General features: G+C 72.7%; 23 protein-coding genes and 1 tRNA gene. 11 read left to right on the top strand and 13 right to left on the bottom strand.

The features are described from left to right. The first annotated feature begins 57 nt into the window (after window positions 1-57). Together ACUXPL_RS05605 and ACUXPL_RS05600 are read left to right on the top strand one after the other, a co-directional pair. Window positions 58-133 (top strand) — tRNA-Phe (locus ACUXPL_RS05605). 92 nt (window positions 134-225) lie between these two features. Continuing rightward, window positions 226-840, top strand: a complete 615-nt coding sequence (locus tag ACUXPL_RS05600; protein WP_454182455.1) for a cysteine hydrolase family protein — start codon at window positions 226-228, stop codon at window positions 838-840. Window positions 841-847: 7 nt separating this feature from the next. Here the strand turns inward: ACUXPL_RS05600 and ACUXPL_RS05595 are convergent, their stop codons facing one another. After that, a complete protein-coding gene (locus tag ACUXPL_RS05595; protein ID WP_115165508.1) occupies window positions 848-1,114 on the bottom strand; it encodes a hypothetical protein in 267 nt (88 codons plus the stop codon). A gap of 202 nt (window positions 1,115-1,316) precedes the next feature. Between ACUXPL_RS05595 and ACUXPL_RS05590 the strand changes: the two genes are divergently transcribed. Next, on the top strand, window positions 1,317-3,176 hold the full coding sequence (locus ACUXPL_RS05590) for a BCCT family transporter (protein WP_454182453.1): 1,860 nt from the start codon (window positions 1,317-1,319) through the stop codon (window positions 3,174-3,176). A gap of 85 nt (window positions 3,177-3,261) precedes the next feature. Here the strand turns inward: ACUXPL_RS05590 and ACUXPL_RS05585 are convergent, their stop codons facing one another. The 6 genes from ACUXPL_RS05585 to ACUXPL_RS05560 form a co-directional block, all read right to left on the bottom strand. Next, window positions 3,262-4,728: an amino acid permease gene (locus ACUXPL_RS05585; RefSeq protein WP_180536722.1), complete on the bottom strand. Its 1,467-nt coding sequence runs from the start codon at window positions 4,726-4,728 to the stop codon at window positions 3,262-3,264. 206 nt (window positions 4,729-4,934) lie between these two features. After that, a complete protein-coding gene (locus tag ACUXPL_RS05580; protein ID WP_454182451.1) occupies window positions 4,935-6,758 on the bottom strand; it encodes a glycoside hydrolase family 13 protein in 1,824 nt (607 codons plus the stop codon). A gap of 112 nt (window positions 6,759-6,870) precedes the next feature. Further along, entirely contained in the window at window positions 6,871-7,773 is a 903-nt protein-coding gene (locus ACUXPL_RS05575; protein WP_454182449.1) for a hypothetical protein, read from the bottom strand. Window positions 7,774-7,791: 18 nt separating this feature from the next. Continuing rightward, the gene (locus ACUXPL_RS05570; RefSeq protein WP_222958819.1) at window positions 7,792-8,619 is read right to left on the bottom strand and encodes an exodeoxyribonuclease III; all 828 of its coding nucleotides are present in this window, start codon (window positions 8,617-8,619) and stop codon (window positions 7,792-7,794) included. 44 nt (window positions 8,620-8,663) lie between these two features. Further along, the gene (gene nadE / locus ACUXPL_RS05565) at window positions 8,664-9,572 is read right to left on the bottom strand and encodes an ammonia-dependent NAD(+) synthetase (RefSeq protein WP_454182447.1); all 909 of its coding nucleotides are present in this window, start codon (window positions 9,570-9,572) and stop codon (window positions 8,664-8,666) included. Window positions 9,573-9,630: 58 nt separating this feature from the next. Beyond that, window positions 9,631-10,077 carry a MarR family winged helix-turn-helix transcriptional regulator gene (locus ACUXPL_RS05560; RefSeq protein ID WP_454182445.1) on the bottom strand — a complete coding sequence of 149 codons (447 nt, stop codon included), beginning with the start codon at window positions 10,075-10,077 and terminating at the stop codon, window positions 9,631-9,633. Between the two features lie 58 nt (window positions 10,078-10,135). Here ACUXPL_RS05560 and pyrE point away from each other — a divergent pair, with 58 nt between their 5' ends. Then, the gene (gene pyrE / locus ACUXPL_RS05555) at window positions 10,136-10,732 is read left to right on the top strand and encodes an orotate phosphoribosyltransferase (protein ID WP_454182443.1); all 597 of its coding nucleotides are present in this window, start codon (window positions 10,136-10,138) and stop codon (window positions 10,730-10,732) included. A 26-nt stretch (window positions 10,733-10,758) separates the two neighbouring features. Here pyrE and ACUXPL_RS05550 read toward each other — a convergent pair whose 3' ends face one another. Next, window positions 10,759-11,844 carry a magnesium and cobalt transport protein CorA gene (locus ACUXPL_RS05550; protein ID WP_454182947.1) on the bottom strand — a complete coding sequence of 362 codons (1,086 nt, stop codon included), beginning with the start codon at window positions 11,842-11,844 and terminating at the stop codon, window positions 10,759-10,761. Window positions 11,845-11,913: 69 nt separating this feature from the next. On the opposite strand from ACUXPL_RS05550, the gene ACUXPL_RS05545 reads away from it, so the two are divergent. After that, complete coding sequence (locus tag ACUXPL_RS05545; protein WP_036334633.1) at window positions 11,914-12,282, top strand: hypothetical protein; 369 nt, start codon at window positions 11,914-11,916, stop codon at window positions 12,280-12,282. Further along, window positions 12,279-12,920: a TrmH family RNA methyltransferase gene (locus tag ACUXPL_RS05540; RefSeq protein ID WP_405355600.1), complete on the top strand. Its 642-nt coding sequence runs from the start codon at window positions 12,279-12,281 to the stop codon at window positions 12,918-12,920. Before ACUXPL_RS05545 ends, ACUXPL_RS05540 begins: the two co-directional genes overlap by 4 nt. Before the next feature lie 154 nt (window positions 12,921-13,074). On the opposite strand, the gene ACUXPL_RS05535 is transcribed toward ACUXPL_RS05540, so the two are convergent. Then, window positions 13,075-13,971 carry an SMP-30/gluconolactonase/LRE family protein gene (locus ACUXPL_RS05535; RefSeq protein ID WP_454182441.1) on the bottom strand — a complete coding sequence of 299 codons (897 nt, stop codon included), beginning with the start codon at window positions 13,969-13,971 and terminating at the stop codon, window positions 13,075-13,077. Window positions 13,972-14,022: 51 nt separating this feature from the next. Continuing rightward, a complete protein-coding gene (locus ACUXPL_RS05530) occupies window positions 14,023-15,366 on the bottom strand; it encodes a lipase family protein (protein ID WP_454182439.1) in 1,344 nt (447 codons plus the stop codon). Between the two features lie 196 nt (window positions 15,367-15,562). On the opposite strand from ACUXPL_RS05530, the gene fbaA reads away from it, so the two are divergent. Next, the gene (gene fbaA, locus ACUXPL_RS05525; RefSeq protein WP_180536734.1) at window positions 15,563-16,585 is read left to right on the top strand and encodes a class II fructose-bisphosphate aldolase; all 1,023 of its coding nucleotides are present in this window, start codon (window positions 15,563-15,565) and stop codon (window positions 16,583-16,585) included. A 59-nt stretch (window positions 16,586-16,644) separates the two neighbouring features. On the opposite strand, the gene ACUXPL_RS05520 is transcribed toward fbaA, so the two are convergent. Then, window positions 16,645-18,111 carry a helix-turn-helix domain-containing protein gene (locus tag ACUXPL_RS05520; RefSeq protein WP_454182437.1) on the bottom strand — a complete coding sequence of 489 codons (1,467 nt, stop codon included), beginning with the start codon at window positions 18,109-18,111 and terminating at the stop codon, window positions 16,645-16,647. Between the two features lie 269 nt (window positions 18,112-18,380). Here ACUXPL_RS05520 and aceA point away from each other — a divergent pair, with 269 nt between their 5' ends. Both aceA and aceB read left to right on the top strand, forming a co-directional pair. Continuing rightward, window positions 18,381-19,688 (top strand): isocitrate lyase, encoded by a 1,308-nt coding sequence (aceA, locus tag ACUXPL_RS05515; protein WP_180536736.1) that lies wholly within the window; start codon window positions 18,381-18,383, stop codon window positions 19,686-19,688. Between the two features lie 33 nt (window positions 19,689-19,721). Beyond that, a complete protein-coding gene (gene aceB, locus ACUXPL_RS05510; protein WP_454182435.1) occupies window positions 19,722-21,485 on the top strand; it encodes a malate synthase A in 1,764 nt (587 codons plus the stop codon). Window positions 21,486-21,550: 65 nt separating this feature from the next. Here aceB and ACUXPL_RS05505 read toward each other — a convergent pair whose 3' ends face one another. Then, window positions 21,551-22,777 (bottom strand): hypothetical protein, encoded by a 1,227-nt coding sequence (locus tag ACUXPL_RS05505; RefSeq protein WP_454182433.1) that lies wholly within the window; start codon window positions 22,775-22,777, stop codon window positions 21,551-21,553. Between the two features lie 173 nt (window positions 22,778-22,950). Between ACUXPL_RS05505 and ACUXPL_RS05500 the strand changes: the two genes are divergently transcribed. Both ACUXPL_RS05500 and ACUXPL_RS05495 read left to right on the top strand, forming a co-directional pair. Then, a complete protein-coding gene (locus tag ACUXPL_RS05500; protein ID WP_095695231.1) occupies window positions 22,951-23,394 on the top strand; it encodes a DUF3151 domain-containing protein in 444 nt (147 codons plus the stop codon). A gap of 8 nt (window positions 23,395-23,402) precedes the next feature. Then, window positions 23,403-24,044, top strand: coding sequence for a thymidine kinase (locus ACUXPL_RS05495; RefSeq protein WP_010079593.1), 642 nt, complete (start codon window positions 23,403-23,405; stop codon window positions 24,042-24,044). Window positions 24,045-24,222: 178 nt separating this feature from the next. Here ACUXPL_RS05495 and ACUXPL_RS05490 read toward each other — a convergent pair whose 3' ends face one another. Further along, on the bottom strand, window positions 24,223-25,545 hold the full coding sequence (locus ACUXPL_RS05490; RefSeq protein WP_454182945.1) for a short-chain fatty acid transporter: 1,323 nt from the start codon (window positions 25,543-25,545) through the stop codon (window positions 24,223-24,225). Window positions 25,546-25,825 lie beyond the last annotated feature (280 nt).

Here is a 25,825-nt window from a genome sequence, read left to right as displayed (position 1 = left end):
CACCGGCATTCGGAAACGGAGTCCGGTGACGCATGGTCCTGGTGACGAAGGTCGCCGGGCTCTGTAGCTCAGTTGGTAGAGCGTACGACTGAAAATCGTAAGGTCACCGGATCGACGCCGGTCGGAGCCACCACTTCGAGAAGGCCCCCCGCAGACGCGGGGGGCCTTCGTCGTCCGGGGCGACGGGCCGCTGACAGGCGGCGACCCGGTGGGGACACTGGGTCGATGCCCGATTCCCCCTCCGCCCGCGCGACCGGCGGCGAGACCGCGCTCGTGGTGATCGACGTCCAGCACAGCTACTTCGAGCATCCCGCGCTGGCCGCCCATCAGGCCGAGCTGACGGCGGCGGTCGTGGAACTGCTCAGGGCCGCGCACGAGGCCGGCCGACCCGTCTTCCTGGTGCGGACCGAGCACGCGCGGGACCGCTCCACGTGGACGTTGAACATGCTGGCCGACGGCGAGGGCTTCGCCTTCCCGGGCACCCGGCAGGCCGCTCTGCTCGACGGGGTCGCGGCGGCCGCCCCGGACGCCGTCGAGGTCGTGAAGACCCGGGACTCCGCCTTCCACGGCACCGGACTGGCGGCCGAGCTGCGGGGCCGCGGGGTGGATCGGCTCCTGCTGTGCGGCGTCTCCACCCACAGCTGCATCGCCGAGACCGCCACGGCCGCGTTCGCCCTCGACTTCCACGCCGCGATCGCGACGGACGCGATCGCCTCCGAAGAGCCGGCGCTGGCCGCGGCGATGCTCGACTTCCTCCGCGCCGAGATGCGTCAGCCGCTCCTCGGGCAGGACGATGCACTGACCCTCCTGCGCACCGGCCTCGTCCCCGACCGGGGCTGAGGGGCGCTCACAGGATCTCGACGTCGCCCTCGTCCGCACGTGTGCGGTCCTGGGCGTCCTCCTCGATGTGCAGGGCGGCGGACTCCGCATTGCGCAGGGAGTCCGGGGCACGTCCCTCCCCGGCCCAGTGCTGCGGGTCGTCCGAGCCGCCGCGCACGGGCTGGCCGTCGCGGCCGTCCTCCGGCTCGGGGTCGCCGGCGGCGTTGGGATCGGCGAGCAGGTCCGTCTCGAGCTCTCGTTCGTCCTCGCGGTCCTCGAAGGGGACGTCGGTCATGGTGCGGGTCCTTCCTCTCACGGGCGGGCCCGTCCGGCCCCGCCGTCGTCGTGGTGCCCCACACCCTAGTGAGGCCGCCCACGCGTCACCAGGGGGCGCCCGCGCCGGGGCCGTGGGCGCGGTCACCCGGCCGGGTGAGACCGTCCACTCGGCCGCGTCTCAGGCGGGGGGCCTGCGCGCGGGACCACGTAAGGTCGGGAGGATGAGCGATCCGACACCGCCCTCGACCGAGCCCATGATCCCCGAGCAACCCGGGAACCATCCGTCCTCGGCGACCGCCCCCGACGCCGGCGTCGCCCCTGCCACCTCCGCCGCGGCCGCCCGCGACCGCGTCCTGTTGCCGTGGGTGTTCTGGCCCTCCGCGGTCATCGTGCTCTCCTTCGTGGTGGCCACGCTGCTCGCCCCCGAGCAGATGACCGTGGGCATCGGCCTGGTCCAGCAGGCCATCATCACGAACTTCTCGTGGTGGTACGCCCTCGTCGCCCTGTTCTTCGTGCTGTTCTGCGGCTACCTCGCGTTCTCCCGGAAGGGGCAGATCACGCTCGGCAAGCCCGATGAGAAGCCCGAGTTCTCCACGCTGTCCTGGTTCTCCCTGCTCTTCGCGGCGGGCATGGGCATCGGCCTCGTGTTCTTCGGCATGACCGAGCCGCTCATGCACTTCACCGACCCGCGGCCCGACCTGGCGGCCGCCAACCCCACCCAGGCGGAGGCCGCCCAGTCGGCGCTGGCCACCACGTTCCTGCACTGGGGCCTGCAGCCCTGGGCGATCTACGCGGTGGTGGGCGTGGCGGTCGCGCTGGCCATCCACCGGCGTGGCCGTCCCCTCGCGCTGCGCTGGGCCTTCGAGCCGCTGATCGGCGAGCGCCGCGTGCGCGGCGGCTGGGGCCACCTGATCGACAACATCGCCCTCATCGGCACCGTCTTCGGCGTGGCCACCTCGCTGGGCCTCGGCGTCACCCAGATGTCCGCGGGCCTGCGCGCGCTGGGCATCGTGCCCGAGGACAGCCCCTGGCTCGAGTACGTCATGATCGGCGCGGTCACCTGCGTGGTGCTCTACACCGTGGTCTCCGGCGTGGAGCGCGGCATGAAGTGGCTGTCCAACACCAACCTGATCCTGGCCGCCGGCCTGTTGCTGTTCATCGCGATCGTGGGGCCCACCGCGTTCCTGTTCAAGGAGATGGTGCAGTCCCTCGGCTCCTACATGCAGTACTTCTTCGCGAACTCGCTCAACGTCTCCGCGTTCTACGGCGCCGAGGGCGACGCGTGGCAGGCCGGCTGGAGCGCGTACTACTGGGGCTGGTGGATGTCCTGGACGCCGTTCGTCGGCATCTTCATCGCCCGCATCTCGCGCGGCCGCACCGTGCGCGAGTTCCTCGCCGGCGTGCTGCTGGTGCCCACCCTGGTCTGCGTGGTCTGGTTCGGCATCCTGGGCGGCACCGCCGTCTTCCTCGAGACCACCCGCCCCGCCGGGTACACCTCCGTGGTGGGCGCGGACGGCGCCATCGACTCGAACACCGCGCTGTTCCAGGTGCTCGAGCAGCTGCCCGCGGGCATGATGCTCGTGGTCGGCGCCATCATCCTCTCGGGCATCTTCTTCATCACCTCCGCCGACTCGGGCTCGCTCGTGATGGGCATGCTCGCCACCGGCGGCGACGTGAACCCGAAGGCCACGGTGAAGATCTTCTTCGCCATCGCCACCTCGCTCATGGCCGCGGCACTGCTGGCCGCCGGCGGCCTGTCCGCGATCCAGGTCCTGGCCATCACCATCGGCCTGCCGTTCTCCGTGATGATGCTGCTGATCTGCCTGGCCACGTTCCGCTCGCTCGGCTACTCCGTGGCGCGGGTGGAGGCGGTGCGCCGCCAGGCCATGCTGGCCTCCATCAAGGACCGCCTGGGCCTCGAGTCCGACGACGACGAGGTGGTCGACGCCGGCCCCGTGGCGGCCTCGCAGTGGTGGGCCTCCCTCAGCCGGGACCACCAGCAGCGGATCGCCGATGCGGCCGCCGGCGTCCCGGCCTCGGAGGGGCCGCGCCGCACCCGGCTGCGCCGCTCCGAGCACTGACGTCCGGCCCCCGGGCGCCCTCCCGGCCCCGACGAGAACGGCCCCTGTCCCGCGCGGGACAGGGGCCGTCGTCGTCGTGGGGGGGTCAGTCCTCGTGGGACTGGCGGGTACGGACCACCGGCAGGGTGCCGGTGCGGTCGTGGGCCGCGGCCGACGTACGGGTGCCCGTGACGAACCAGGCGAGGGTCAGCACCGCGACCCACACGAGACCGATGATGAGCGCCTGGCGCGAATCCGGGATGGTGGCCATGGTGATCACCACGGTGGCCACGAACGCCAGGCCCAGGTAGGTGCCGACGTTGCCCAGCGGCATGGGGAAGGGGGACGGCTCCGCGCCCTGCTCCGCGACGCGCCGGCGCATGGCGCGGTGGGACAGGAAGATCATGGCCCAGGTCAGCACCACGGCGAACGAGGCGACGCCGGCCACCAGGCTGAAGGCATTCGGGTCCACGGTGATCAGCACCGCGCCGAGCACCATCACGCCCAGCATCACGGCCACGGACAGCCACGGCACGCCGCCGCGGTTGGTGTGGGTGAAGGCCCGGGGCGCCTGGCCGTCGTGGGCCATCGCGTAGAGCAGGCGACCGGACGCGTAGATGCAGGCGTTGATCGCGGAGACGGCGGCCGTGAGCACCACGAAGTTCAGCAGGTGCGGGGCGAAGGGGACGCCGAGGCCCTCGAAGATCTGCACGAACGGGCTGGCCTTGCCGTCCACCTGGTTCCAGGGGACGAGGGCCATGATGACCGCCATCGTCAGCACGTAGAACAACAGGATGCGGATCGGCACCGTGTTGATGGCCTTGGGCAGCACCTTCTCCGGGTTCTTGGCCTCGCCCGCGGCCACGCCGAGGGTCTCGATGCCGCCGAAGGAGAACGTCACGATGGTGAGCGCGGTCAGCACGCCCAGGATGCCGTGCGGCAGGAATCCGCCGTGGTCCACGAGGTTCGCCAGGCCGGCCTGGGTGCCGTCCGCGGTGGAGGCGCCGGTGAAGAGCAGGATCACACCGCCGAAGATCATCGCCACGATGGCCCCGACCTTCACGAGCGTCAGCCAGAACTCGGCCTCACCGAAGTTGCCGACGTGCGTGAAGTTGATCAGGCCGACCACGAGGATCGTGGCCGCGACCCAGGCCCAGGCCGGGACCCCCGGGAACCAGAACGCCATGTACGTGGTGATGGCGGCGGTGTCCGCGACGATCACGACGGCCAGCTCGAAGACGAAGGTCCAGCCGGTCACGTAGCCGGCGAAGGGGCCGAGATAACGGGAGGCGTAGGCGGCGAAGGACCCGGAGACGGGCTCCCGGAGCGTCATCTCGCCGAGGGCGCGCATCACGAGGAACACGGCGGCGCCGGCGACGAGGAAGGACAGGATCACGCCCGGCCCGGCGGCCTGGATGCCGCCGGCCGAGCCGTAGAAGAGGCCGGTGCCCACCGCCGTGCCCAGGGCGATGAACATGATGTGCCGCTGGCTGAGGCCGCGGTGCAGCTGCCCGCGGTCCGCGGTGGCCGCGCCGGGCTCGGCGACGCGGGAGCCGGAGGGGGAGGTGCTCACGTGAAGTCTCCGCTCGAAGGGGGTGGATCAGGACACGCCATGGTGACTCGTGACACAGCGTTCATGCCACTTTGTCCGGTGTGATGCGAGTCATCGTGGACGTTACGTCGCGTTCGTCCGGCCGGGCCGGATGATGTGACCTCGCCCACCGCGGATTCCCCGCGGAAGGTCCGTGGCGCCCCGGCGGGTCCCGGGGCGCGCCGAGCTCAGTCCATGAGCAGCCACGCGGCGGCGTCGTGCGCGAGCCGCCCGTCCTGCACGGCCTCCGCCTCCTCGAGGGAGAACAGGGCCCGGGAATGGTTCGCGGGCAGGTCGACGGGATCGGTCGACAGGTTCGCCATCACGAGCACGGTGCGCGCCGGGATCGGCTGGCCCGAGCCCAGGTGCCGGCCACCGCCCGAGGTGACCGTGAACGCCAGCACGCCGCGTGCGGGGTCGTGGTGCTCGGACCACGCGAACGTGCCCGTGCCCAGGTCGAGCTCGCCGCGGATCTGCAGCAGACGCCGGTACAGCTCGAACACGGAGCCCTCGACGCCGACCTGCCGGTCCGCCGCCAGCGCTCGGAAGGACGCGGGCTGGGGCAGCCACGGCACGGCGACGCCCTCGGCGGCGGACGCGGGGCCGTCGTCGTCCGCGGGGGTCGAGAAGCCGTAGGACGGCTCGTCGGCGGCCCACGGCAGAGGGATGCGGCAGCCGTCGCGGCCGGGCTCCTTGCCGTCCGTGCGGAAGAAGTACGGGTCCTGGCGATGCTCGGCGGCGAGGGTGGTGTGCTCGGGCAGGCCCAGCTCGTCGCCCTGGTAGATGTACGCGGAGCCGGGCAGGCCCAGCTCCACCATCGCGGCGGCGCGGGCCCGACGGCGGCCGACCGCCTCGTCCGGCTGCTCGTCCTCGGCCGTGATGCCGGCGGGGTAGGAGCTCGGGTCCGCGAGGCCGTAGCGGGAGGCGTGGCGCACCGTGTCGTGGTTCGAGAGCACCCAGGTGTTCGGGGCGCCGACGCGGCCGGCCTGCTCGAAGGACCGGTCGATCGCGTGGGTCAGCGACGCGGCGTCCCAGCCGGCCATGAGGTAGGTGAAGTTGAAGGTCTGGTGCATCTCGCCGGGGCGGACGTACCGGAACATGCGCGAGAGGGGGGCCACCCACGCCTCGGCCACCATCATCGGCTCGTGGTCGTAGGAGTCCAGGACCTGCCGCCAGTCCCGGTAGACCTCGTGGACGCGGTCCTGGTCCATGAACGGGGTGAGCGGCTCGAAGGTGTCCGGGTCGAACGTGGGGTCGGCGTCCTCGCCCGCGTCCGTGACCATGCCCATGCGGGAGTGCTCGGCGTCCGGGTAGCCGGGCTGCTTGATGAGCCCGTGGGCCACGTCCACCCGGAAGCCGTCCACGCCGCGGTCCAGCCAGAACCGCAGGATGGAGCGGAACTCCTCGCGCACCTCCTCGTTCTCCCAGTTCAGGTCCGGCTGCGTGGTGTCGAACAGGTGCAGGTACCACTGGCCCGGGGTGCCGTCCGCCTCGGTCACGCGGGTCCAGGCCCGGCCGCCGAACGTGGACTCCCAGTTGTTGGGGGGCAGCTCGCCGTGCTCGCCGCGGCCCTCGGCGAAGTGGTAGCGGGCGCGCTCGGGGGAGCCGGGGCCGGCGGCCAGGGCGGCCTGGAACCACGCGTGCTCGGACGAGGTGTGGTTCGGCACGAGGTCCACGACCACGCGGATGCCGGCCTCGTGCGCGGCGGCGATCATCTCGTCCGCGTCCGCGAGCGTGCCGAACCGCGGGTCCACGGCGCGGTAGTCCGCGACGTCGTAGCCGGCGTCGTGCTGCGGGGAGAGGTAGAAGGGCGAGAGCCAGATCGCGTCCACGCCGAGCTGGGCCAGGTAGTCGAGGCGCGAGGTGACGCCGCGCAGGTCGCCCATGCCGTCCCCGTCCGCGTCCGCGAAGGAGCGCGGGTACACCTGGTAGATCACGGCGTCCACCCACCATGGCGTGACGGGCCGGTTCCGGGCTTCCGAGGGCGGGGTGCTCAGGCGCTGCGTGGTCATGGGATCCACCCTAGGCCCGACGCCGGGGCGCGCGCCCCGCGTGGGCGGCGTCGGCGGCGTGGTGTGCGTCTCGGATGCCCGGGGCGGCCCCACCCCGGTGCGCCGGGCCGGCTCAGGTCAGCCGGGCCAGCATCCCGACGGCGGCCCAGCGCCGGTTCAGTCGTTCCTGCGCGACGCCGGCGGTCGCCTCGTCGCCCTCCTCGAGCGCGTCGATGAGCGTCCACAGGTCGAAGACGGAGTCGTCCGGCCACACATGCCGCGTGAGGCCGCCGTAGTCCAGCTCGATCCACGAGTCGGGGTGGAACGCGCCGAGCCACTCCACCATCACCGTGAGCTCGCCGATCAGCTCCGCGTCCGGGGCGTGGCGCGCGAGCACCGCCGCCGCGTGCCCGGCCCGCTCCCGGGCGGCCACGATCGGGGCGCGCCGGTACGCCGTGCGCTCGCCGTCCACGAGGCGCTCCACCGGCTCCTCGGGGTCGAACACCGTGAGCCAGCCGTGCGGCACACCCCACGTGGCCGTGCGCGTCTGCCCGCGGTGGTGGTCCGGCGCACCGTCCTCGTCCTGCGGGTCCTCGCCCGCCGCGTCCGGGTCGGGGGAGAGGCCCCACTCCTCCTCGAGCGCCACGAGCGCGCGGCCGCGGTTCATCGCCCGCGCCGCCGGCGGGATGGCGGCCTCGTGCAGCCGCGGCAGCATGGTCTCCTCGAGCACGGCCGCGGCCATCTCGGCGCGCAGGCCCCGCTCGTCCGGGCAGTAGAAGGCGGAGCGGTGCTCGTCCTGCAGGACCCGCACGAGGTCGTCCTCACCGGGCTCCGGGAACGGGTCGGCCACGGGCCGTGCCAGGCGACGCCGGGCCCGCTCCGCCGCCTCGGCCTCGACCTCGGCGCGCGTGCGATGGCCGCCGGCGATCAGTCGCGCCTGGACCGCGTCCGGGAACGCGGCCAGCGGCTGGAAGACGCGCAGGTGCGCGGTGCCGCGCGCGACACCCGGGGGCGGGCCGTCGTCGTCGTGGGTCATCGCGGGCTCGTCCGTGGCTCAGCCCAGCTCGACGACCACGGGCGCGTGGTCCGAGGCGCCCTTGCCCTTGCGCTCCTCGCGGTCGATCCAGGCGTCCGTGACCGTCCGCGCGAGGGCGGGGGAGCACAGCTGGAAGTCGATGCGCATGCCCTTCTTCTTGGGGAAGGCCAGGCCCGTGTAGTCCCAGTACGTGTACACGCCGGGGCCGGGGTGGCGCGGGCGCACCACGTCCACCAGCCCGGCGTCCTCGAACGCGTGGAACGCCGCGCGCTCGGGCGGGGAGACGTGCGTGTAGCCCTCGCGCTGGAACAGCTCGATGTCCCACACGTCCTCGTCCTGCGGAGCGATGTTCCAGTCGCCGGTCAGGGCGAGCCGGGTGTCCGGGTCCTCGGCGAGGCGAGCGGCCGCGTGCTCCTGGAGCACGCGCAGCCACTCGAGCTTGTAGCCCATGTGTTCGTTCTCCAGGCCGCGCCCGTTGGGCACGTACAGGCTCCACAGGCGCACCGGGGCGACGCCGTCGGCCGCCTCGGCGCCCACGGTCGCCCCGATGGCGCGGGACTCCTCCTGCGGGTCCACGCCGCCCTTGCCGAAGTGCGGCTGGCCGGGGAAGCCGCGCTGCACGTCGCTCAGGCCGACGCGGGAGGCGATGGCCACGCCGTTCCACTGCGAGGTGCCGTTGTGCACCACCTCGTAGCCGGCGCGCTCGAAGAGCTCCCACGGGAAGTTCTCGTCCCGGCACTTGGTCTCCTGGATGGCCAGGACGTCGATGTCGTGGCGCTCGAGGAAGGCCTCGACGCGGTCGGCGCGGGCACGGAGGGAGTTGACGTTCCAGGTGGCGATCTTCACCCGGCCAGGCTATCGAAGGGCGCGGGCACGGTGGGATCGGCGCCTCAGCGCCACCAGTCGTCGTGGATCGAGACCGGCATGGTGCGCTTGTGGCGGCTGCGGAGCCAGATCCCCTCGAGCTTCTCCGCGACCTCGGCGGGGATGTCCTTGCCCTCGAGGTAGTCGTCGATGTCCTCGTACGTCATCCCGAGTTCGGCCTCGTCCGTCTGGCCCGGCGTGCCGTCCAGCAGGTCCGCGGTGGGCACCTTGTTCCACAGGGGCTCGGGGGCGCCGAGCTCGCGGCCCAGCGCCCGCACCTGCCGCTTGTTCAGGCCGGCCAGCGGCAGGACGTCCGCGCCGCCGTCGCCGAACTTCGTGTAGAACCCGGTGACGGCCTCCGCCGCGTGGTCCGTGCCGATCACCAGCTGCCCGTGGGCGCCGGCCACCGCGTACTGGGCCGTCATGCGGATGCGGGCCTTCACGTTGCCCTGATTGTAGTCCGAGATCGGCTCCCCCACGGCCTCGGCGAAGGCGGCGGCCAGACCCTGCACGGCCTCCGCGATGTTCAGGGTGACGTCCTGATCCGCACCCACGAAGTCCATGGCCGCCCGCGCATCCGCCTCGTCGTGCTGCACCTTGTAGGGCAGGCGCACGGCGGTGAACCGGGGGTTCTCGCGGGAGGGCACGACGTCGGCGCCCGCCCCCGCCTCACCCGGCGGGGTGGTGCCGGGGCCGCCCAGGGCGACGGCGTCCGTGACGCCGAGCTGGGCGCGGCGACGCTCGACGGCGAGCTGGGCCAGCCGGCCACCCACGGTGGAGTCCACGCCGCCGGAGATGCCCAGGACGAAGCCGGACGCGCCCGTGGCCGCGAGGTAGTCGACGAGGAAGGCCACGCGCCGTTCGACCTCAGCCGCCGGGTCGATCTCGGGGAGGACGCCCTGCTGGGCGATGATCCGCTGCTGGAGTTCACGCATGCCGGTCAGCGTAGGACCGGCCCCGCGCACGGGGACAGGGGCGGCCGGCGACGACGGCTCACGCGTCCGGGTGCCCCAGGTTGCGGGCGATGCGGCGCAGGACGCGGACGGCGTCGTCGATCTGGTCCCGCGGGACGTCCGCCGTCGCCTCGGCACGCAGGGCCTCGACCGCCTCGCCCACGCGGGCGCCCGCGGTGCGGCCCGTGGCGGTGAGGGTGTAGAGGTCGCCCTCGACCGTCACCCAGTGGGACTCGACCAGCTCCTCCATCTGACCGGACACCGCGCCGCGCTGCTCCTCCTCGAAGCCGGCCTCGAGCTCGGCGCGGGACTGCGGGGCCACCGTGAGGGTGTTCAGCAGCTGCCACTGGGCGCGGGTGAGGCCGTGCTCCTCGAGGCTTTCGGCCACGCGCGCCGCGATCAGGCCCTCGGTGAGGGTGAGCCAGTGTGCCAGGGGCAGGCCGGAGGGGTGTTGGACGGCGGCGTCGTCGTGCGGGATCTCGCTCATGGCCCGAGCCTAGCCAGGCCGGGGCGGAAGCGGCAGGGGCGGTCCGGCCCGCACTAGCATGGGCGGCATGACCGACGCGCAGACCCCCACCGTCCCCACGCCCGAGCAGGACCGCGAGCGGCTCCGGCAGCTCATCCAGGAGCTGGCCGTCGTGCACGGCCGGGTGACCCTGTCCTCCGGCAAGGAGGCGGACTACTACGTGGACCTGCGCCGCGTGACCCTGCACCACGAGGCCGCCCCGCTGATCGGCCGCGTGATGCTGCGCCTGCTCGAGGAGAACGGGATCGGGTTCGACGCGGTGGGCGGTCTGACCATGGGCGCCGACCCCGTGGCCACCGCGATGATGCATCAGGCCGGCGCCGCGGGCCGCGCGCTCGACGCGTTCGTGGTGCGCAAGGCGCAGAAGTCGTACGGCATGGGCCGGCAGGTGGAGGGCCCGGGCGTGGACGGTCGCCGCGTCGTCGTGCTGGAGGACACCTCGACGACGGGCGGCTCCGCCCTGACCGCCGTCGAGGGCGTGCGCAACGCGGGCGGCGATGTCCAGGCCGTGGCCGTGATCGTCGACCGCGCGACCGGGGCCGCCGAGCGCGTGGCCGAGGAGGCGGGGGTGCCGTACCTGTACGCGTTCGGCAAGGACGAGCTCGGCCTCGGCTGAGCCTCGGACGGCCCCGCGCCGCCCGCCTAGAGCCAGTCCGCGCGCTTGAACAGCACGAAGAGGGTGAGGGCCACCGCCAGCATGAGTCCCAGGGCGAACGGATAGCCGAACGCCCAGTGCAGCTCGGGCATGCCGTCGAAGTTCATGCCGTACACCGAGCCCACCAGCTGCGGTGCGAAGATGATCGCCGCCCAGGACGAGATCTGCTTGACCTGCTCGTTCTGGGCGATCGACTGCTCGGCCAGCCGCTTCGAGGCCAGCGTCGAGTCCAGCTCGAGGGCGCTGTTGAGCATCTGGCGCATGGTCGTCACGCGCTCGTTGATCTGGACGGTGTGGTCGTGGACGTCGCGCAGGCGGCGCAGGTTCTCCACCTCGAGGCGCGCCTGATCGCTGAGCTCCTCGTCCTCCCAGGCGTGGGCGTCGTCGCGCCGGGGCAGGCCGTCGGCGTCGAGGCGGCGGGTGTCCTCGTGCAGGCGGGTGCGCACCTCCTCCTGGAGCTGCTCCACGATGTGCGGCAGCGCGCGGATGGCGTGCTGGAAGTTCAGTACCTCGCGGGAGAGGTCGTAGATGCGCCGGGAGACGTGCCCGTCGCCGGCGAAGACCTGGTCCTCGATCTCCGCGATGTCCTGTTCGAGGCCGTCGGCCACCGGGAAGTAGTCGTCCACGACCCGGTCCAGGATCTCCAGGGTGACCTGCCACGGCCCCATCGCGAGGCGCTCGCGGCCCTCCGTCTCCAGGGACCGACGCACGGCGGCCAGGTCCGGCTCCTCCGCGTGACGCACCGTCACCACGTAGTGCTCACCGGTGAAGACGCTCAGCTCGCCGAACTCCACGGTCTCGGTGCGGTCGATGTAGCGGGCCGGGTGCAGGACCATGAACGAGTCCTCGCCGTAGCGGTCCAGCTTGGCGCGCTCGCCTCCGGCGAGGGCGTCCTCGACGGCGAGCGGGTGCAGGCGCAGCTCCTCCGCGACCGCTTGGAGCTCGGCCACGTCCGGGCGGTACAGGCCCAGCCAGGCCATGCCGCCGGTGCGCTCGCACTCCCCCCAGGTGTCCTCGAGGGTGGAGGGGGCGTGGACGCGCCGCCCGTCCACGTACACGGCGTTGTCGATCATGCTCACCAGGACATTCTCCCCGACGCTGGCCCCCGGCGTATTCCAGGATGCGCGCGCTACGGTGGCGCCATGAAGACTCCGCGTCATGCCCCGCCCGTCGTCCGCGACGGCAAGACCCTGCTCCCCGCCCACGCCGTCTCCACGGCCCCGGTCACCGCGTTCGGTCTGATCGGCGGCTACCTGACCGCCCGTGAGACCGGCATCCGCCCGCTCGGCGGCGTCGTGCTGGCCGCCGCGGGCCTGTACGCCGGCCGGACGTGGCTGGCCACACGGGGGCCGGCCGTCGCCGGGGGCCTGGCCGCCCTGTATCTCGGCGGCTTCGGCGCCTCCCACCCGCTGGCCAAGAAGATCGGCGCGTGGCCGGCCGTGCTCTCCGTGGCGGCGGTGTCCGCCGGGGCCGCCTGGGCCGCCGTCGACCGGTCCGAGGCCGGCCGCTGAGCGAGCCCGCGCCGGCTGAGGACGGCGCCGCGCCCCGCGAGGTCGGCGTCGGGCCGTGGCTCGGCCCGTGGCCGGAGGACCCCCGCTACGACCCGGAGCTGCTCGCGCACGGCGACCGCCGCAACGTGCTCGACCGCTACCGCTACTGGAGCCTCGAGGCGATCGTCGCGGACCTCGACGCGCGGCGGCACCCGTTCCACGTGGCCATCGAGAACTGGCAGCACGACCTGAACATCGGCACCGTCGTGCGCACCGCCAACGCGTTCAACGCCGCCGGGGTGCACATCATCGGGCGGCGCCGCTGGAACCGGCGCGGCGCCATGGTCACCGACCGCTACCTGCACGTGCGCCACCACGAGACGGTGGCGGCGTTCACCGCGTGGGCGGCGGGGGAGGGGCTGCCCGTGCTCGGTGTGGACCTGTTCCCCGAGTCGGTGCCGGTGGAGACCTTCGACTTCCCGCGTGCCTGCGTGCTCGTCTTCGGGCAGGAGGGGCCGGGGCTCTCGGCGGAGGTGCGGGCGGCGTCGAGCGCGGTGCTGTCCATCGCGCAGTACGGCTCCACCCGCTCGATCAACGCGGGCGTGGCCGCCGGCATCGCGATGCACGCGTGGATCCGGCAGCACGCGGCCGTCCCCTGACTCCGGCGCGAGCCAGACGATTCCGTGCTGAAAGGAGCCTCCGGACCGCAGATTCGTCTGGCTCGCGGCGCAGGACAGCGCAGGACGGCGCAGGACGGCGCAGGACGGCGCAGGACGGCGCAGGACCGCGCCGACGACGTGCGGCGTGACGGCCTCAGCCCGCGAAGGGGCGGGCCGGCAGGCCCGTCACCCCCGGGCGGACGGCGAACAGGGCCCCGGCCAGCGGGTCCTCGCCGCGCTCCAGGTTCTCCCAGGAGGTGGTGATGTAGAGGGTGCCGAGGTCGTCGCCGCCGAAGGTGCACGCCGTGGTCTTCTGCACGGGCACCTCCACCACCTCGTCGAGCGTCCCCTCGGGCGTGTACCGGTGGATCTGCCCGTGGCTGATCACGGCCACCCAGATCCCGCCCTCGGCGTCCACGGTGAGCCCGTCCGGCTTGCCCTCGCCGTCGAGCACGTCCACGAGCACGCGCCGATTCGTCAGGCCCTCCTCGCGGGAGTAGTCGAACACGGCCACCTGCCGCGTGGGGGTGTCGTTGTAGTAGGCCCGCGTGCCGTCCGGGCTCCACTCGAGGCCGTTGGACGTCGTCGCGCCGGTTAGCACGACGTCCACCTCGCCGGCGCCGCCGTCCGGCCCGGGGGCGAGCCGGTAGAGGTTCGCCGCGCCGGGGGTCTTGGCGTACGCCATGGTGCCGCAGTGGAACCGGCCGTCCGGGTCGCAGCCGCCCTCGTTCATGCGGATCCCCGCGTCCGCGCCCCACAGCTCGGGCAGCGTCGTCAGCTCGCCCTCGGGGGAGATCAGGGCGAAGCCCCGCTCCACCGCGACGACGGCGCCGCCCCCGGCACGCGGGCGCAGCGCGGCGGCCACGTCGCCGACGTGCGTGCGGTCCACCGTCCCGTCGGCGCGCAGGGACAGGACGTCCCCGGCGAGCATGTCCACCCAGCGCAGGCCGCCGCCGGCGGTCACGCCCTCGGCGGCGGTGCCCCACGAGGCGGCCCAGACGGGGCCCTCGCCGTGGTAGGTGACGGGATCGGTGACCTGCTCGGCGCGCATGACTGCTCCTTCGGTGGGCGGGACGGTCCTGGCCCCGACGCTAGCCGAGGCTCAGAACCACCCGCACGAGTCGGCGGTCCAGCGGTCGGCGAGGGTCGCGTCCAGGAACGCCCCCATCCGCGGCAGCGCGGCCACGTAGCCGCCCATGTGGGTCGGGGTCAGGAGCGGGTCGAAGCGCACCCGCGCGCCCTCCGCGCACCAGCGGCGGCCCAGGTCGCGGCCGGCGCGGTACGGGATGACGTCGTCCGTGACGGAGTGCGCGATCATCACCGGCACAGCGGGACGGCGGCCCTGCGCACCGATCCGCTGCTCCGCGAGGATCCCGCCCAGCTCGGCGTCGGAGCGGACGAGCTCAGGGAAGTCCTGCCCCGTGCGGGTCAGCGTGGCGGAGTCGAGGTGCGCGTAGGCGAGGCTGCCCGTCATGCAGGTCTCGGCCGCGCCGTCGAGGGCCGTCAAGCCGGTCTCGTTGAGGTGCGTGGCCGGGTCCACGTCGTACGCGGCGAGCTGCCCGGCCATCGCGTAGAGCAGGAAGGCCGCGTAGAGACCGCCGTCGATCCGGTCCGCGACCTGCACGAGGTCGGCCGGCGGGGCGCCCGCGTAGGCGCCCTTGAGATCCAGCTCCGGGGCGTAGGTCGACGCGAGCTCGGCCGCGGCCGCGGCCGCCCCGCCGCCCTGCGAGTAGCCCGCGAGCGCGACCGGCGCGGTCGCGGTGACGCCCGACCCCGACACCTGGGCGGCCGCGCGCACCGCGTCGAGGACGGCGTGCGCCTGGGCCTCCCGGACCATGTAGGTGTGCGCGCCCGGGGTGCCCAGGCCCTCGTAGTCGGTGATCACCACGGCGTGGCCGCGGCTCAGCAGGGACGTGATCCCCACGCCTTCGTACTGCTCGCCGGTCGAGAGGGTGCGCGAGGGGGCGCAGCGGTCCGCCGCGCCCTGGGTGCCCACCGCGTAGCCGATCACGGGGCGCTCGCCGCCGCCCGTCCAGGGGGCGGTGGGGGTCAGCACGGTGCCGGTCACGGCGACGGGCCGGCCCTGGGCGTCCTGCGAGGCGTACATGATGCGCGTGGCCTGCGCCGGCACCTGCACCAGCCGCACGGGATCCAGATAGAAGGCGGCGGGCTCGCTGCGGATCAGGGCGCCGGGGGTCGCGGGCACGACGGCGGGCGGCAGGTAGAAGGGGTCGTCGGCCGAGGCGGCCGCCAGGGCGTCCCGGGCCGCGTTCCAGCGGGCGTCCTCCGCCGTCGTGGCCGGCTGCGACAGGTCCTCGACGGCGGAGCTCACCTCCGGCGCGTCCGGGGCCGGGGCGGACTCCTGGGCGAGGGCGGCGTGCGGCGCGCCGAACCCGGCGACGACGGCCACGGCGGCGGCCAGGGCGAGGGGGCGGGAGGGGGCCATGGCGGTCTCCGGTCTCTCGGATGCGAATGTGATGCAGCTCACCCTAGGCCGGCGGCGGGGCCGTGCCCAGGCCGGCGGCGCCGTCGGGTCCGGGACCCTGGGGCGGGTCCGGCCGCGCGGATAGGATGTGCCCGAGGGTGTCGCGCCCGCCGCGCTCCCCCGCCTGCCCGAGTCGACGACGCCTAGGAGCTGCAGCATGCCCATCGCATCCCCGGAGAAGTACGCCGAGATGATCGACGCCGCCAAGAACGGCGCCTTCGCCTTCCCGGCGATCAACGTCACCAGCTCCCAGACCCTGAACGCCGCCATCCGCGGCTTCGCCGAGGCCGGCTCGGACGGCATCATCCAGGTCTCCACCGGCGGCGCCGCCTACTTCTCCGGCTCCTCCGTGAAGGACATGGTCGCCGGCTCGCTGGCCTTCGCCGCGTTCGCGCGCGAGGTCGCCAAGAAGTACTCCGTGAACATCGCCCTGCACACGGACCACTGCCCCCAGGACAAGCTCGAGGGCTTCGTTCTGCCCCTGCTGGACGCCTCCGAGGCCGAGGTGAAGGCCGGGCGCGACCCGATCTTCAACTCCCACATGTGGGACGGCTCCGCCGAGACCCTCGAGGAGAACCTGCGGATCGGCCGCGAGCTGCTCGCGCGCACCCACGCCAACAAGCAGATCCTCGAGGTGGAGATCGGCGTCGTGGGCGGCGAGGAGGACGGCGTGGCCCACGAGATCAACGAGAAGCTCTACACCACCGTCCAGGACGGTATCGCCACCGTGGAGGCCCTCGGCCTCGGCGAGCACGGCCGCTACCTCACCGCGCTGACCTTCGGCAACGTGCACGGCGTCTACAAGCCGGGCAACGTGAAGCTGCGCCCGGAGATCCTGCAGGAGATCCAGCAGGCCGTGGGCGAGAAGTTCGGCAAGGAGCGCCCGTTCGACCTCGTGTTCCACGGCGGCTCCGGCTCCGCCGCCCAGGAGATCGCCGACTCGGTGGAGTACGGCGTCGTGAAGATGAACGTGGACACGGACACCCAGTACGCGTTCACCCGCCCCGTGGCCGGGCACATGTTCGCGAACTACGACGGCGTCCTGAAGGTCGACGGCGAGGTCGGCGACAAGAAGCAGTACGACCCCCGCGTGTGGGGCGCCAAGGCCGAGGAGGCCATGGCCGCCCGCGTGGTCCAGGCCTGCACCGAGCTGAACTCGGCCGGCAAGAGCATCGGCTGACCCCGCCGCCCGCCGCACCGGCCCGCACCCTCGCGTGAGGGTGCGGGCCGGCGTCGTCCTCAGCCCTCCCGCTCCTCCTGGGCCTGGAGGAACTCGAAGACCTCGCGCTCGTCCACACCGGGGAAGGTCTGCGTGGGCATGGCCGCCAGCAGATGCGCGTGCATGCGGGCCGCGGGCCACACGTGCCCGCCCCACGCGGCCTCGAGCTCGGGGTCGGGGCGGCGGCAGCAGCGCGGATCGGGGCACGTGGAGGTGACCCGGTGGCGGGTGTCCGCGCCGCGGAAGTGCCGGGCATGCTCGAACGGGGTGCCCACGGAGAGGGCGAACAGCCCGTCGGGGCCGTTCTCGATCATCGAGGTGCACCAGAACGTCCCGTTGGGCGAGTCCGTGTACTGCGTGTGGGCGCGGAACCGGTCGTTGCGGGAGAAGGCCTGCCGCGCGCCCCACTTCCGGCACGCCTGCTGGCCCTCGATCGCACCGGTGTGGTCGGCGGGGAACACGATCCCGTCGTTCTCGTAGGCCTTGTGGATCACCCCGGTCTCGTGGACCTTCTGGAAGTGGCAGCGGATGCCCAGGTCCACGGTGGCCAGGTTGGTGAACCGGTGCGCGGCGGCCTCGTAGGAGACGCCGAACGCGTCCTTCAGGTCGTCCACGGACAGGTCCCGGCGCTTCTGGGCGGCCCGCAGCAGCGACGACGCCGCCCGCTGCGGCATGAGCAGCGCGCCCGCCAGGTAGTTCACCGCCACACGCTGGGCGAGGAAGTCCTCGTAGTCCCGCGGCTCGCCGTGGCCCAGGACGGCGGCGGCGAGAGCCTGGAGCACCACGGTGCGGCGGTCGTGGTCCGAGGAGCGGGAGCCGCTGATGTGGATGCGCCCGTGCTTGAGGTCCGTGACGGAGCGCGTGGAGTGCGGCAGGTCCGGGACGAAGCGCAGGGTGAAGCCGAGGTGCTCGGCCAGCTCCGAGACCGCGTGCAGGCCCAGCGGCCCGCCTGTGTGGCCGATCGCGTCGAGCAGCCGATGCGCCTCGGCCTCGAGATCGGGGTAGTGGTTGTCCACCGCGCGCATCTGCGCGCGCAGCTGGGCGTTGGCGCGGCGCGCCTCCTCGGGGGTGGCGGCCTGCTCCTCCAGGCGACGGCGCAGCTCGGCCTCCAGCCCCGCGATCACCTCGAGGACCTCGGTGGGGGTGCGCGGCCCGATGCGCAACGGCGGCAGACCGAGGGAGGCGTAGTGCTCCGAGCGCGCGAACCGTTCGACCTCGATCTCCAGTTCGGCCCGGCGGGTGGGTGCTCGGCCGGTGAGCAGGTCCTCGACCGGCACGTCCAGGACCTCTGCGATCCGTTGGACCAGCGAGAGCCGCGGTTCGCGGCGGGCGTTCTCCACGAGGGACAGGTGCGAGCCGCTCACGCCCGTGCGCTCCGCGAGCTGGTCCAGGGTGAGGCCGGCCTGCTTGCGCAGGTGCCGGACGCGGCGGCCCAGCGCGACGGCGTCCACGGTCGCGCTGTCCTCGGAAAGCGGGCGGGTCATCATGCGCGGAACTGTAGACGGAACCGGGGCAGGAGATCACGCGTGGCGGAAAGAAGGTCACATTCTTGACAAGCGGGGGGCCGTTGTCGTGATTCAGACCACATTGGGGCGTAAGGACTGTCACGTCCTGACCCAGCGGCAGGAACGACCGGAGTTTCCACCGATTTTGTGTTCCAGAGGGCCTTGCCCGGGGCCAAGGTGGATGTCAACGGCAGCGGCGGACACGTCGCACCGAACCCTCACCGAACCGGACCGATCCCCAGGAGGACGTCATGACCACCCAGCCCCGCCACTCCACTCCCGCCTCCGCCGAGCAGCTCCAGCACGACTGGGAGCACAACCCCCGCTGGGCCGGCGTCGAGCGCAGCTTCACCGCCGAGGACGTCGTCCGTCTCCGCGGCCGGGTCCAGGAGGAGCACACGCTGGCCCGCCGCGGCGCCGAGAAGCTGTGGACCCAGCTGAAGGACGAGAACGCCCGCGGTGATTACACCAACGCCCTCGGCGCCCTCACCGGCAACCAGGCCGTCCAGCAGGTCAAGGCCGGACTGCGCGCCATCTACCTCTCCGGCTGGCAGGTCGCCGCGGACGCCAACCTCTCCGGCCACACCTACCCGGACCAGTCGCTGTACCCGGCCAACTCCGTGCCGCAGGTGGTGCGCCGCATCAACAACGCCCTGCTGCGCGCGGACCAGATCGAGCACGCCGAGGGTGTCAGCACCGTCGAGGACTGGCTCGTGCCGATCGTGGCCGACGCCGAGGCCGGCTTCGGCGGCCCGCTCAACGCCTACGAGCTCATGAAGTCGATGATCACCGCCGGCGCCTCCGGTGTGCACTGGGAGGACCAGCTGGCCTCCGAGAAGAAGTGCGGCCACCTCGGCGGCAAGGTGCTCATCCCCACCGGCCAGCACATCCGCACGCTCAACGCCGCCCGCCTGGCCGCCGACGTCGCCGACGTGCCCAGCGTGATCATCGCCCGCACCGACGCCGAGGCGGCCACCCTGATCACCTCGGACGTGGACGAGCGCGACGCCGAGTTCATCACCGGTGAGCGCACCGCGGAGGGCTTCTACAAGGTCCGCAACGGCGTCGAGCCCTGCATCGCCCGCGCCAAGGCCTACGCCCCGCACGCGGACCTGATCTGGATGGAGACCGGCACGCCGGACCTCGAGCTGGCCCGGAAGTTCGCCGAGGCCGTCAAGGCCGAGTTCCCGGACCAGATGCTGGCCTACAACTGCTCGCCGTCCTTCAACTGGAAGAAGAACCTCGACGACGACACCATCGCCAAGTTCCAGCGCGAGCTGGGCGCCATGGGCTACACCTTCCAGTTCATCACGCTGGCCGGCTTCCACGCCCTGAACCACTCGATGTTCGACCTGGCCAAGGGTTACCACGAGCGTCAGATGTCCGCGTACGTCGAGCTGCAGGAGCGCGAGTTCGCCGACGAGGCCCGTGGCTACACCGCGACCAAGCACCAGCGCGAGGTCGGCACCGGCTACTTCGACGCCGTGTCCACCGCCATCAACCCGGACAGCTCCACGGTGGCCCTGGCGGGCTCCACGGAGTCCGGCCAGTTCCACTGATCCGCTCAGCCGAGACCGCGAGGAGGCAGTCCCATGAGCCCGCAGACCACGACCCCCACCCTGCACGAGATCCATGCCGACGACGTTCGGGAGCACACGCCCCTGCCGCATGACGTGAGCACCCAGGCCATCCCCGTCGTCATCCCCGAGGGCGCCGACCCCGTGGTGACCGTCCACGGGCCGGTCGACGGGCGGCAGGCCGAGATCCTCACGGACGAGGCGCTGGCGTTCCTCGGCCGCCTGCACCGGCTGGCCGAGGACCGCCGTCGGCGGCTGCTCGAGGAGCGGGAGTACACCCGGCGCCGCATCACCGACGGCTGGAACCCGCACTACCTGCGGTCCACCCGCCGGGTCCGCGAGGACGACTCCTGGCGTGTGGCGCCGCTGGCCCCCGGCCTGCGGGACCGCCGCGTGGAGATCACCGGCCCCGTGGACCGGAAGATGACGATCAACGCCCTCAACTCCGGCGCATCGGGCTGGCTCGCCGACTTCGAGGACTCCTCGACGCCGTCCTGGGACCGGATGCTGGACGGGCAGGTCAACCTGTTCGACGCGATCCGCGACCAGATCGACTTCACCTCCCCCGAGGGCAAGGAGTACCGGCTGCGCGAGCGCGAGCTCACGGACCGGCCGACCATCATCGTCCGCCCCCGCGGCTGGCACCTCATCGAGGACCACATCCGCGTCGACGGCGAGCCGATGGCCGGCGCCCTCGTGGACTTCGGCCTGTACTTCTTCCACAACGCCCACGAGCTGATCCGCCGCGGCCACGGCCCGTACTTCTACCTGCCCAAGCTCGAGTCCCATCTCGAGGCGCGGCTGTGGAACTGCGTGTTCGTGGCGGCGCAGGACGAGCTGGGCATCCCCCAGGGCACCATCCGGGCCACCGTGCTGATCGAGACGATCACCGCGGCGTTCCAGATGGAGGAGATCCTGTACCAGCTGCGCAACCATGCCGCGGGCCTCAACGCCGGCCGCTGGGACTACATCTTCTCCATCATCAAGAACTTCCGGGACCGCGGGGCCGAGTTCGTGCTCCCGGACCGCTCGGAGGTGACCATGACCCAGCCGATGATGCGGGCCTACACGGAGCAGCTGGTCCGGGCCTGCCACCGGCGCGGCGCCTCGGCGATCGGCGGCATGTCCGCCGTGATCCCGGACCGCCGGAACGAGGAGGCCAACGCCGCCGCGCTGGAGAAGGTGCGCGCGGACAAGGCCCGCGAGGCCGGCGACGGCTTCGACGGCTCGTGGGTGGCGCACCCGGACCTCGTGCCGGTCGCCCGGGAGGAGTTCGACGCCGTGCTCGGCGAGGCCCCGAACCAGATCCGCACCCGCCGTCGCGAGGACGTGGAGCCGGACGAGGCCGCCCTGCTCGACGTCGCCGCGACCACGGGCTCGGTGACCGAGGCCGGCGTGCGGATGAACATCGAGGTCGGGATCCGCTACATCGAGTCCTGGCTGCGGGGGAACGGCGCCGCCGCGATCCACGGACTCATGGAGGACGCCGCCACGGCGGAGATCTCCCGGTCCCAGATCTGGCAGTGGGCCCACAACGGCACCGGTGTGCAGCTGACCGAGGGCGGCGTGCGGACCGCCAACCGCGGCTGGATGGAGCAGCTGATCCGTGAGGAGCACGCTCGGATCCTCGCCGGCCCGGTGCCCGAGGGCCACCGGTTCGAGGACGCGGTGCGCGTGTTCTGCGAGTCGGCCCTGCCGCCGGAGTACCCGGCGTTCCTCACCCTGGGCGCGTACCGCCGGCACTTCGCCGGCCAGGACGACGCCGCGGCGAAGGCCTGATCCGCCGGGCCCCGCGACGACGGCCGGTCACCTCACGGGGTGACCGGCCGTCGTCGTGCCGGGTGTCAGTCCCCGGACGTGGAGGGGGACGGGGACGGGGACGGCGAGGCCGAGGCCGAGTTCGTCGGTGACGGGCTGGCCGACGCCGAGGCGGACGCCTCCGCGGCCCGCTGCGATTCGGCGGCCTCCCGCGCGGCGCCCTGGAACGGCCGCGGCGGCTGGCCCGGGGCCACGGGGCCGGGGGCGCCCTCGGGGCGGTCGATCGTGGACTGGTTGTTCAGCAGCTCGTCGGGCACGCGGCCGGTGGGGATCTCCCGGGCCTTGGCCAGGGTCTCCTCGTCCATCTGCGCGTTCAGGAAGAACGGAGAGCTGAGCTTGATGACCTCTTGGAACTCCCCGGCGTCCTTCAGCACGGTGTCCGCGAGGTGGTCGCGGGTCTCGGTGACGAGGGTGGTGCTCTGCGCGACCGGCGAGTTCTCCACCTGGGTGAGGCCGCCGTTGGCGTCCCCGAAGCCCTCCATGGAGCCCATGGTCACGGAGACCATCTCGCTGCCGTCCTCGGAGCAGGCCCACGCGGTGCGCTGGGGCAGCAGGGGGGCGCCGTCCTGGCCGCCGACCATGCCCGGGCGCAGCAGGGCGAGCAGCCCCTTGCCGGTCTTCGGGTCGAACGTGTACTCGTCCGCCACGGCGGCGGGCTCCTCCTGGCACCACTCGAGGCGGGAGTCGTCGAGGTTGTGCTGGTAGTGGACCTGCGCCAGGGGCATGCCGGGGCTGTACTCGAAGTAGCCGTTGTAGACGCAGGTGAGGAACTCGTGGGTCTCGTCCTGCGAGGCGAACAGCTGCACGATCTCGATGTTCGAGCTGTCCGGGATGTGCGTGGCGACGGCGTCCAGGGTGCGCTGGTCCAGGACGTCGCGCGTGCAGTCCATCACGGAGACGGTGTCGTTGCGGACCGCGGCCGTGTTCTTCCAGGCCTCGGTGGCGGCGCCGTCCTTGATGCCCGGGCCGACGGTCTCGAACGCCTGACGCGGCTCGGCGCGCGGGGTGCCCTCGGCGGACTCCGACGCGCGGGCCTCACGGACGCGGGACGCCGCGGCGGACGCCGGGTCGGTGGGGCTCTCCGTGGCCGAGCCGGCCGCGGCCGAGGCTGCCGATCCGCTGGGCGCCGCGGCGGTCGACGAGGCGGGCTCACCGGACTGGCCGGCCGAGCCGCAGCCGGCCAGGGCGAGGGCGAGGGCGGCGACGCCGACGGCCAGCGGGGCACGGCGGCGGGCGGGCGCGGGGTGGGTCATGGAGGCTCCTTCGACGGCATCGGCGGCCCGGCCCCGGGAGCGTGGGGCGGCGGACGGACGCTGCGCCTACGGTACCGGACCGTCCTGGACGCGGGGACGGGAACGGAGACCCGTCCGGCGCCGTCGATAGACTCGGCCGCGACCGCACCGTCCGCGAGGAGAAGAGGCATCCCATGTCCGAGTCCCTGATCGGCAAGAACCTGATGGAGCCGCCGGCGACGCGCCTGCCGGAGGAGCCGGAGGTGCTGGCCCGGCTCGAGGCCGGTGACCTGCCCGAGGACATCGTGCCGGTGGCGCCCGAGTCCTCCCTGGTGTGGGCGCTCATGGCGGAGGACGCGTGGGCCGAGGGTCGGACCGTGGACTCCTACGCGTACGCCCGCGTCGGCTACCACCGGGGCCTGGACGCGCTGCGCCGGGCCGGGTGGCGCGGCGCCGGCCCGGTGCCGTACGCCCACGAGCCCAACCGCGGCTTCCTGCGCGCCCTGTACGCGCTGGGCCGCGCGGCCGCCGGGATCGGGGAGTCCGAGGAGGTCGAGCGCATCCGCACCTTCCTGCGGGACTCGGACCCCACGGCCGCGGAGCAGATCGAGGCCGACCAGGGCCGCGCCCAGGGCTGAGCGGAGCCGTGGCCAAGCTCTACTTCCGCTACGGGGCCATGAACTCCGGCAAGTCCACAGGCCTGCTGCAGGCCGCCTTCAACTACGAGGAGCGCGGTCAGCGGGTGCTGCTGGCCAAGCCGGAGGTCGACGTGAAGGGGGAGGGCGACGTCGTCTCCCGCCTCGGTGTGACCCGCGCCGTGGACTTCCTCGTCCCGGCGGGAGCGGACGTGCGGGAGCTGTTCCGCCGGCACGCCACCGGTGACGACCCGGACGCCCTCGTGGGGCACGTGGAGGCCCCGCCCGTGGCGTGCCTGCTCGTGGACGAGGCGCAGTTCCTCGAGCCGGCGCAGGTGGACGACCTGCTGCGCATCGCCGTGCTCGACGGCGTCCCCGTGATCGCCTACGGGCTGCGCACCGACTTCCGCACCCGCTCCTTCCCGGGCTCCGCGCGACTGCTGGAGCTGGCGCACTCCCTGGAGGAGCTGAAGACCATCTGCCGGTGCGGCCGGAAGGCGGTGTTCAACACGCGCAAGGTCGTTGACCCGGCCACGGGCGCCGAGCACTTCGTGTTCGAGGGGGACCAGGTGGCGATCGACGGTGTCCAGGTGACCTACGAGTCCCTGTGCGGCACGTGCTATCTGGCCGAGTCCGGCGGTGCCCTGGGCTGAGGCGGCCATTGCCAGGCAACTGCCAGGCTGCGTGACGGCTGCGCCCATGCTCGGTTCGTATGGTGGAACCACTTCATCGAGGTGCGAGTGATGAAGGTGCGAGTGATGACAGGCGAAGGGCCCCGGTGATCCCGGGGCCCTTCGTCTGTCCTGCCCCGGCCGGCGTCGGCCGATCGGGTCAGAGCGAGACGAGCAGGAGCGTGCCGCCGAAGACGAGTCCCGACGCGAGCAGCACGACCGTGGTGTACCCCAGGATGTCGCGCATCTTCAGCCCGGCGATCGCCAGAAGGGGGATCGCCCAGAAGGGCTGGATCATGTTGGTCCACTGGTCGCCGTAGGAGACGGCCATGATGGTGATGGCCGGGTCCACGCCGAGCGCGTCGCCGGCCTGGAGCATGATCGGGCCCTGCACGGCGAACTGTCCGCCGCCGGAGGGGACGAAGAAGTTCACGAGGCCCGCGGCCAGGAACGCCAGCAGGCCGAACGTCACCGGGTTCGAGATCGCCACGAAGGCGTCCGAGAGCACCGCCACCAGGCCGGTGGACGTCATCATGCCGAGGATGCCCGCGTAGAGGGGGAACTGCAGCAGGATCTCGCCCACGTTGGACGCGGCCGACTGGGTGAGGCCGATCAGCTCGTGCGGGCTGCGCACCAGCAGCAGGATCAGCGCGAGGAAGGACCAGTTGACGATGTCCAGGGTGAGGGTGCCGCCGCCGACGAAGTGCATTACCAGATAGACCACGAGCATGATGCCGACGAGGAGCGTGGGGACACGGGAGGCGTCGAGGCGGTCCGCCGGCGTCTCGATCTCCGGTGCGGACACGGCGTCCTGGTCCCGCGCGTCGATCTCCAGCTCCATGATGCGGTCCCCGGCGCGCGGGGCGACGAGGAACAGGGCCAGGGCCACGACGAGCACGGTCACCACGGCGGCGGTGATGTTCCACCAGGAGAAGGTGGTGTCCGAGACCGGGACCGTCCGGCCGTCCAGGCTCTCCGTGAGGAACGAACCGGGGGTGGCGGCCGTCAGCGGGCCGGAGCCCGAGTACCCCATGTGCCACACCACGAACCCGGAGAACCCGGCGGCCACCAGCATCGGGAAGTGCAGGACCAGCCCGCGCTCACGGGCCTGCGCCGCGACCTCCTTGGCCAGCAGCGCACCGACCACCAGGCCCAGGCCCCACGTGATGAGGGAGGCCGCTGCCGCCACCACGAACACGAAGATGTAGGCGGCCAGGGGCGTGCGGGGAATGCTGGCGAGCCGGGCCAGAAGGCGGCGCACCGGGCCGGTGTTCGCCAGGATGTGTCCGAGCATGAGCACGAGCGCCATCTGCGTGATGAACGCCAGCAGCCCGGACAGGCCGTCACCCCAGCCCACGACGACGTCGGCCGGCCCGGCCGGAGTGAGCAGCAGGCACAGGGCCGCCACCGCGAACGTGAGCACGATGGTGAACACGAGCGAGGACGGGATGAACCGCTCCATCGTCGTGTTCAGCGGACGCATGGCGCGGCTGAAGAACGTGCCCTCGCGGGCGGCACGGCCCGGGGGCCGGGGTGTGGGCGGACGTGTGGACGTGGCGGACATAGGGCTCCTGTTCAGGGTGAGAGGCCGAGGCGGGAGTGATGTGGATCACTCTAGGTGCTCGGTCGTCTCGGGCAGGACGTGGGCCACGTCCATGGCCGGGCACTGGGCGTGTTGCTAAAGGGTTCCAAGGGGTCGATGCCTCAGTCTTGAGGGATGTCGCGTGACGTGATCTCAGACGAGGTCTGGGCCGTGATCGGCC

The organism is Micrococcus sp. 140720015-1 (assembly GCF_053627595.1).
Note: the sequence above shows the minus strand (reverse complement) of the source record. Positions and strands in the feature narration are given on the sequence as shown.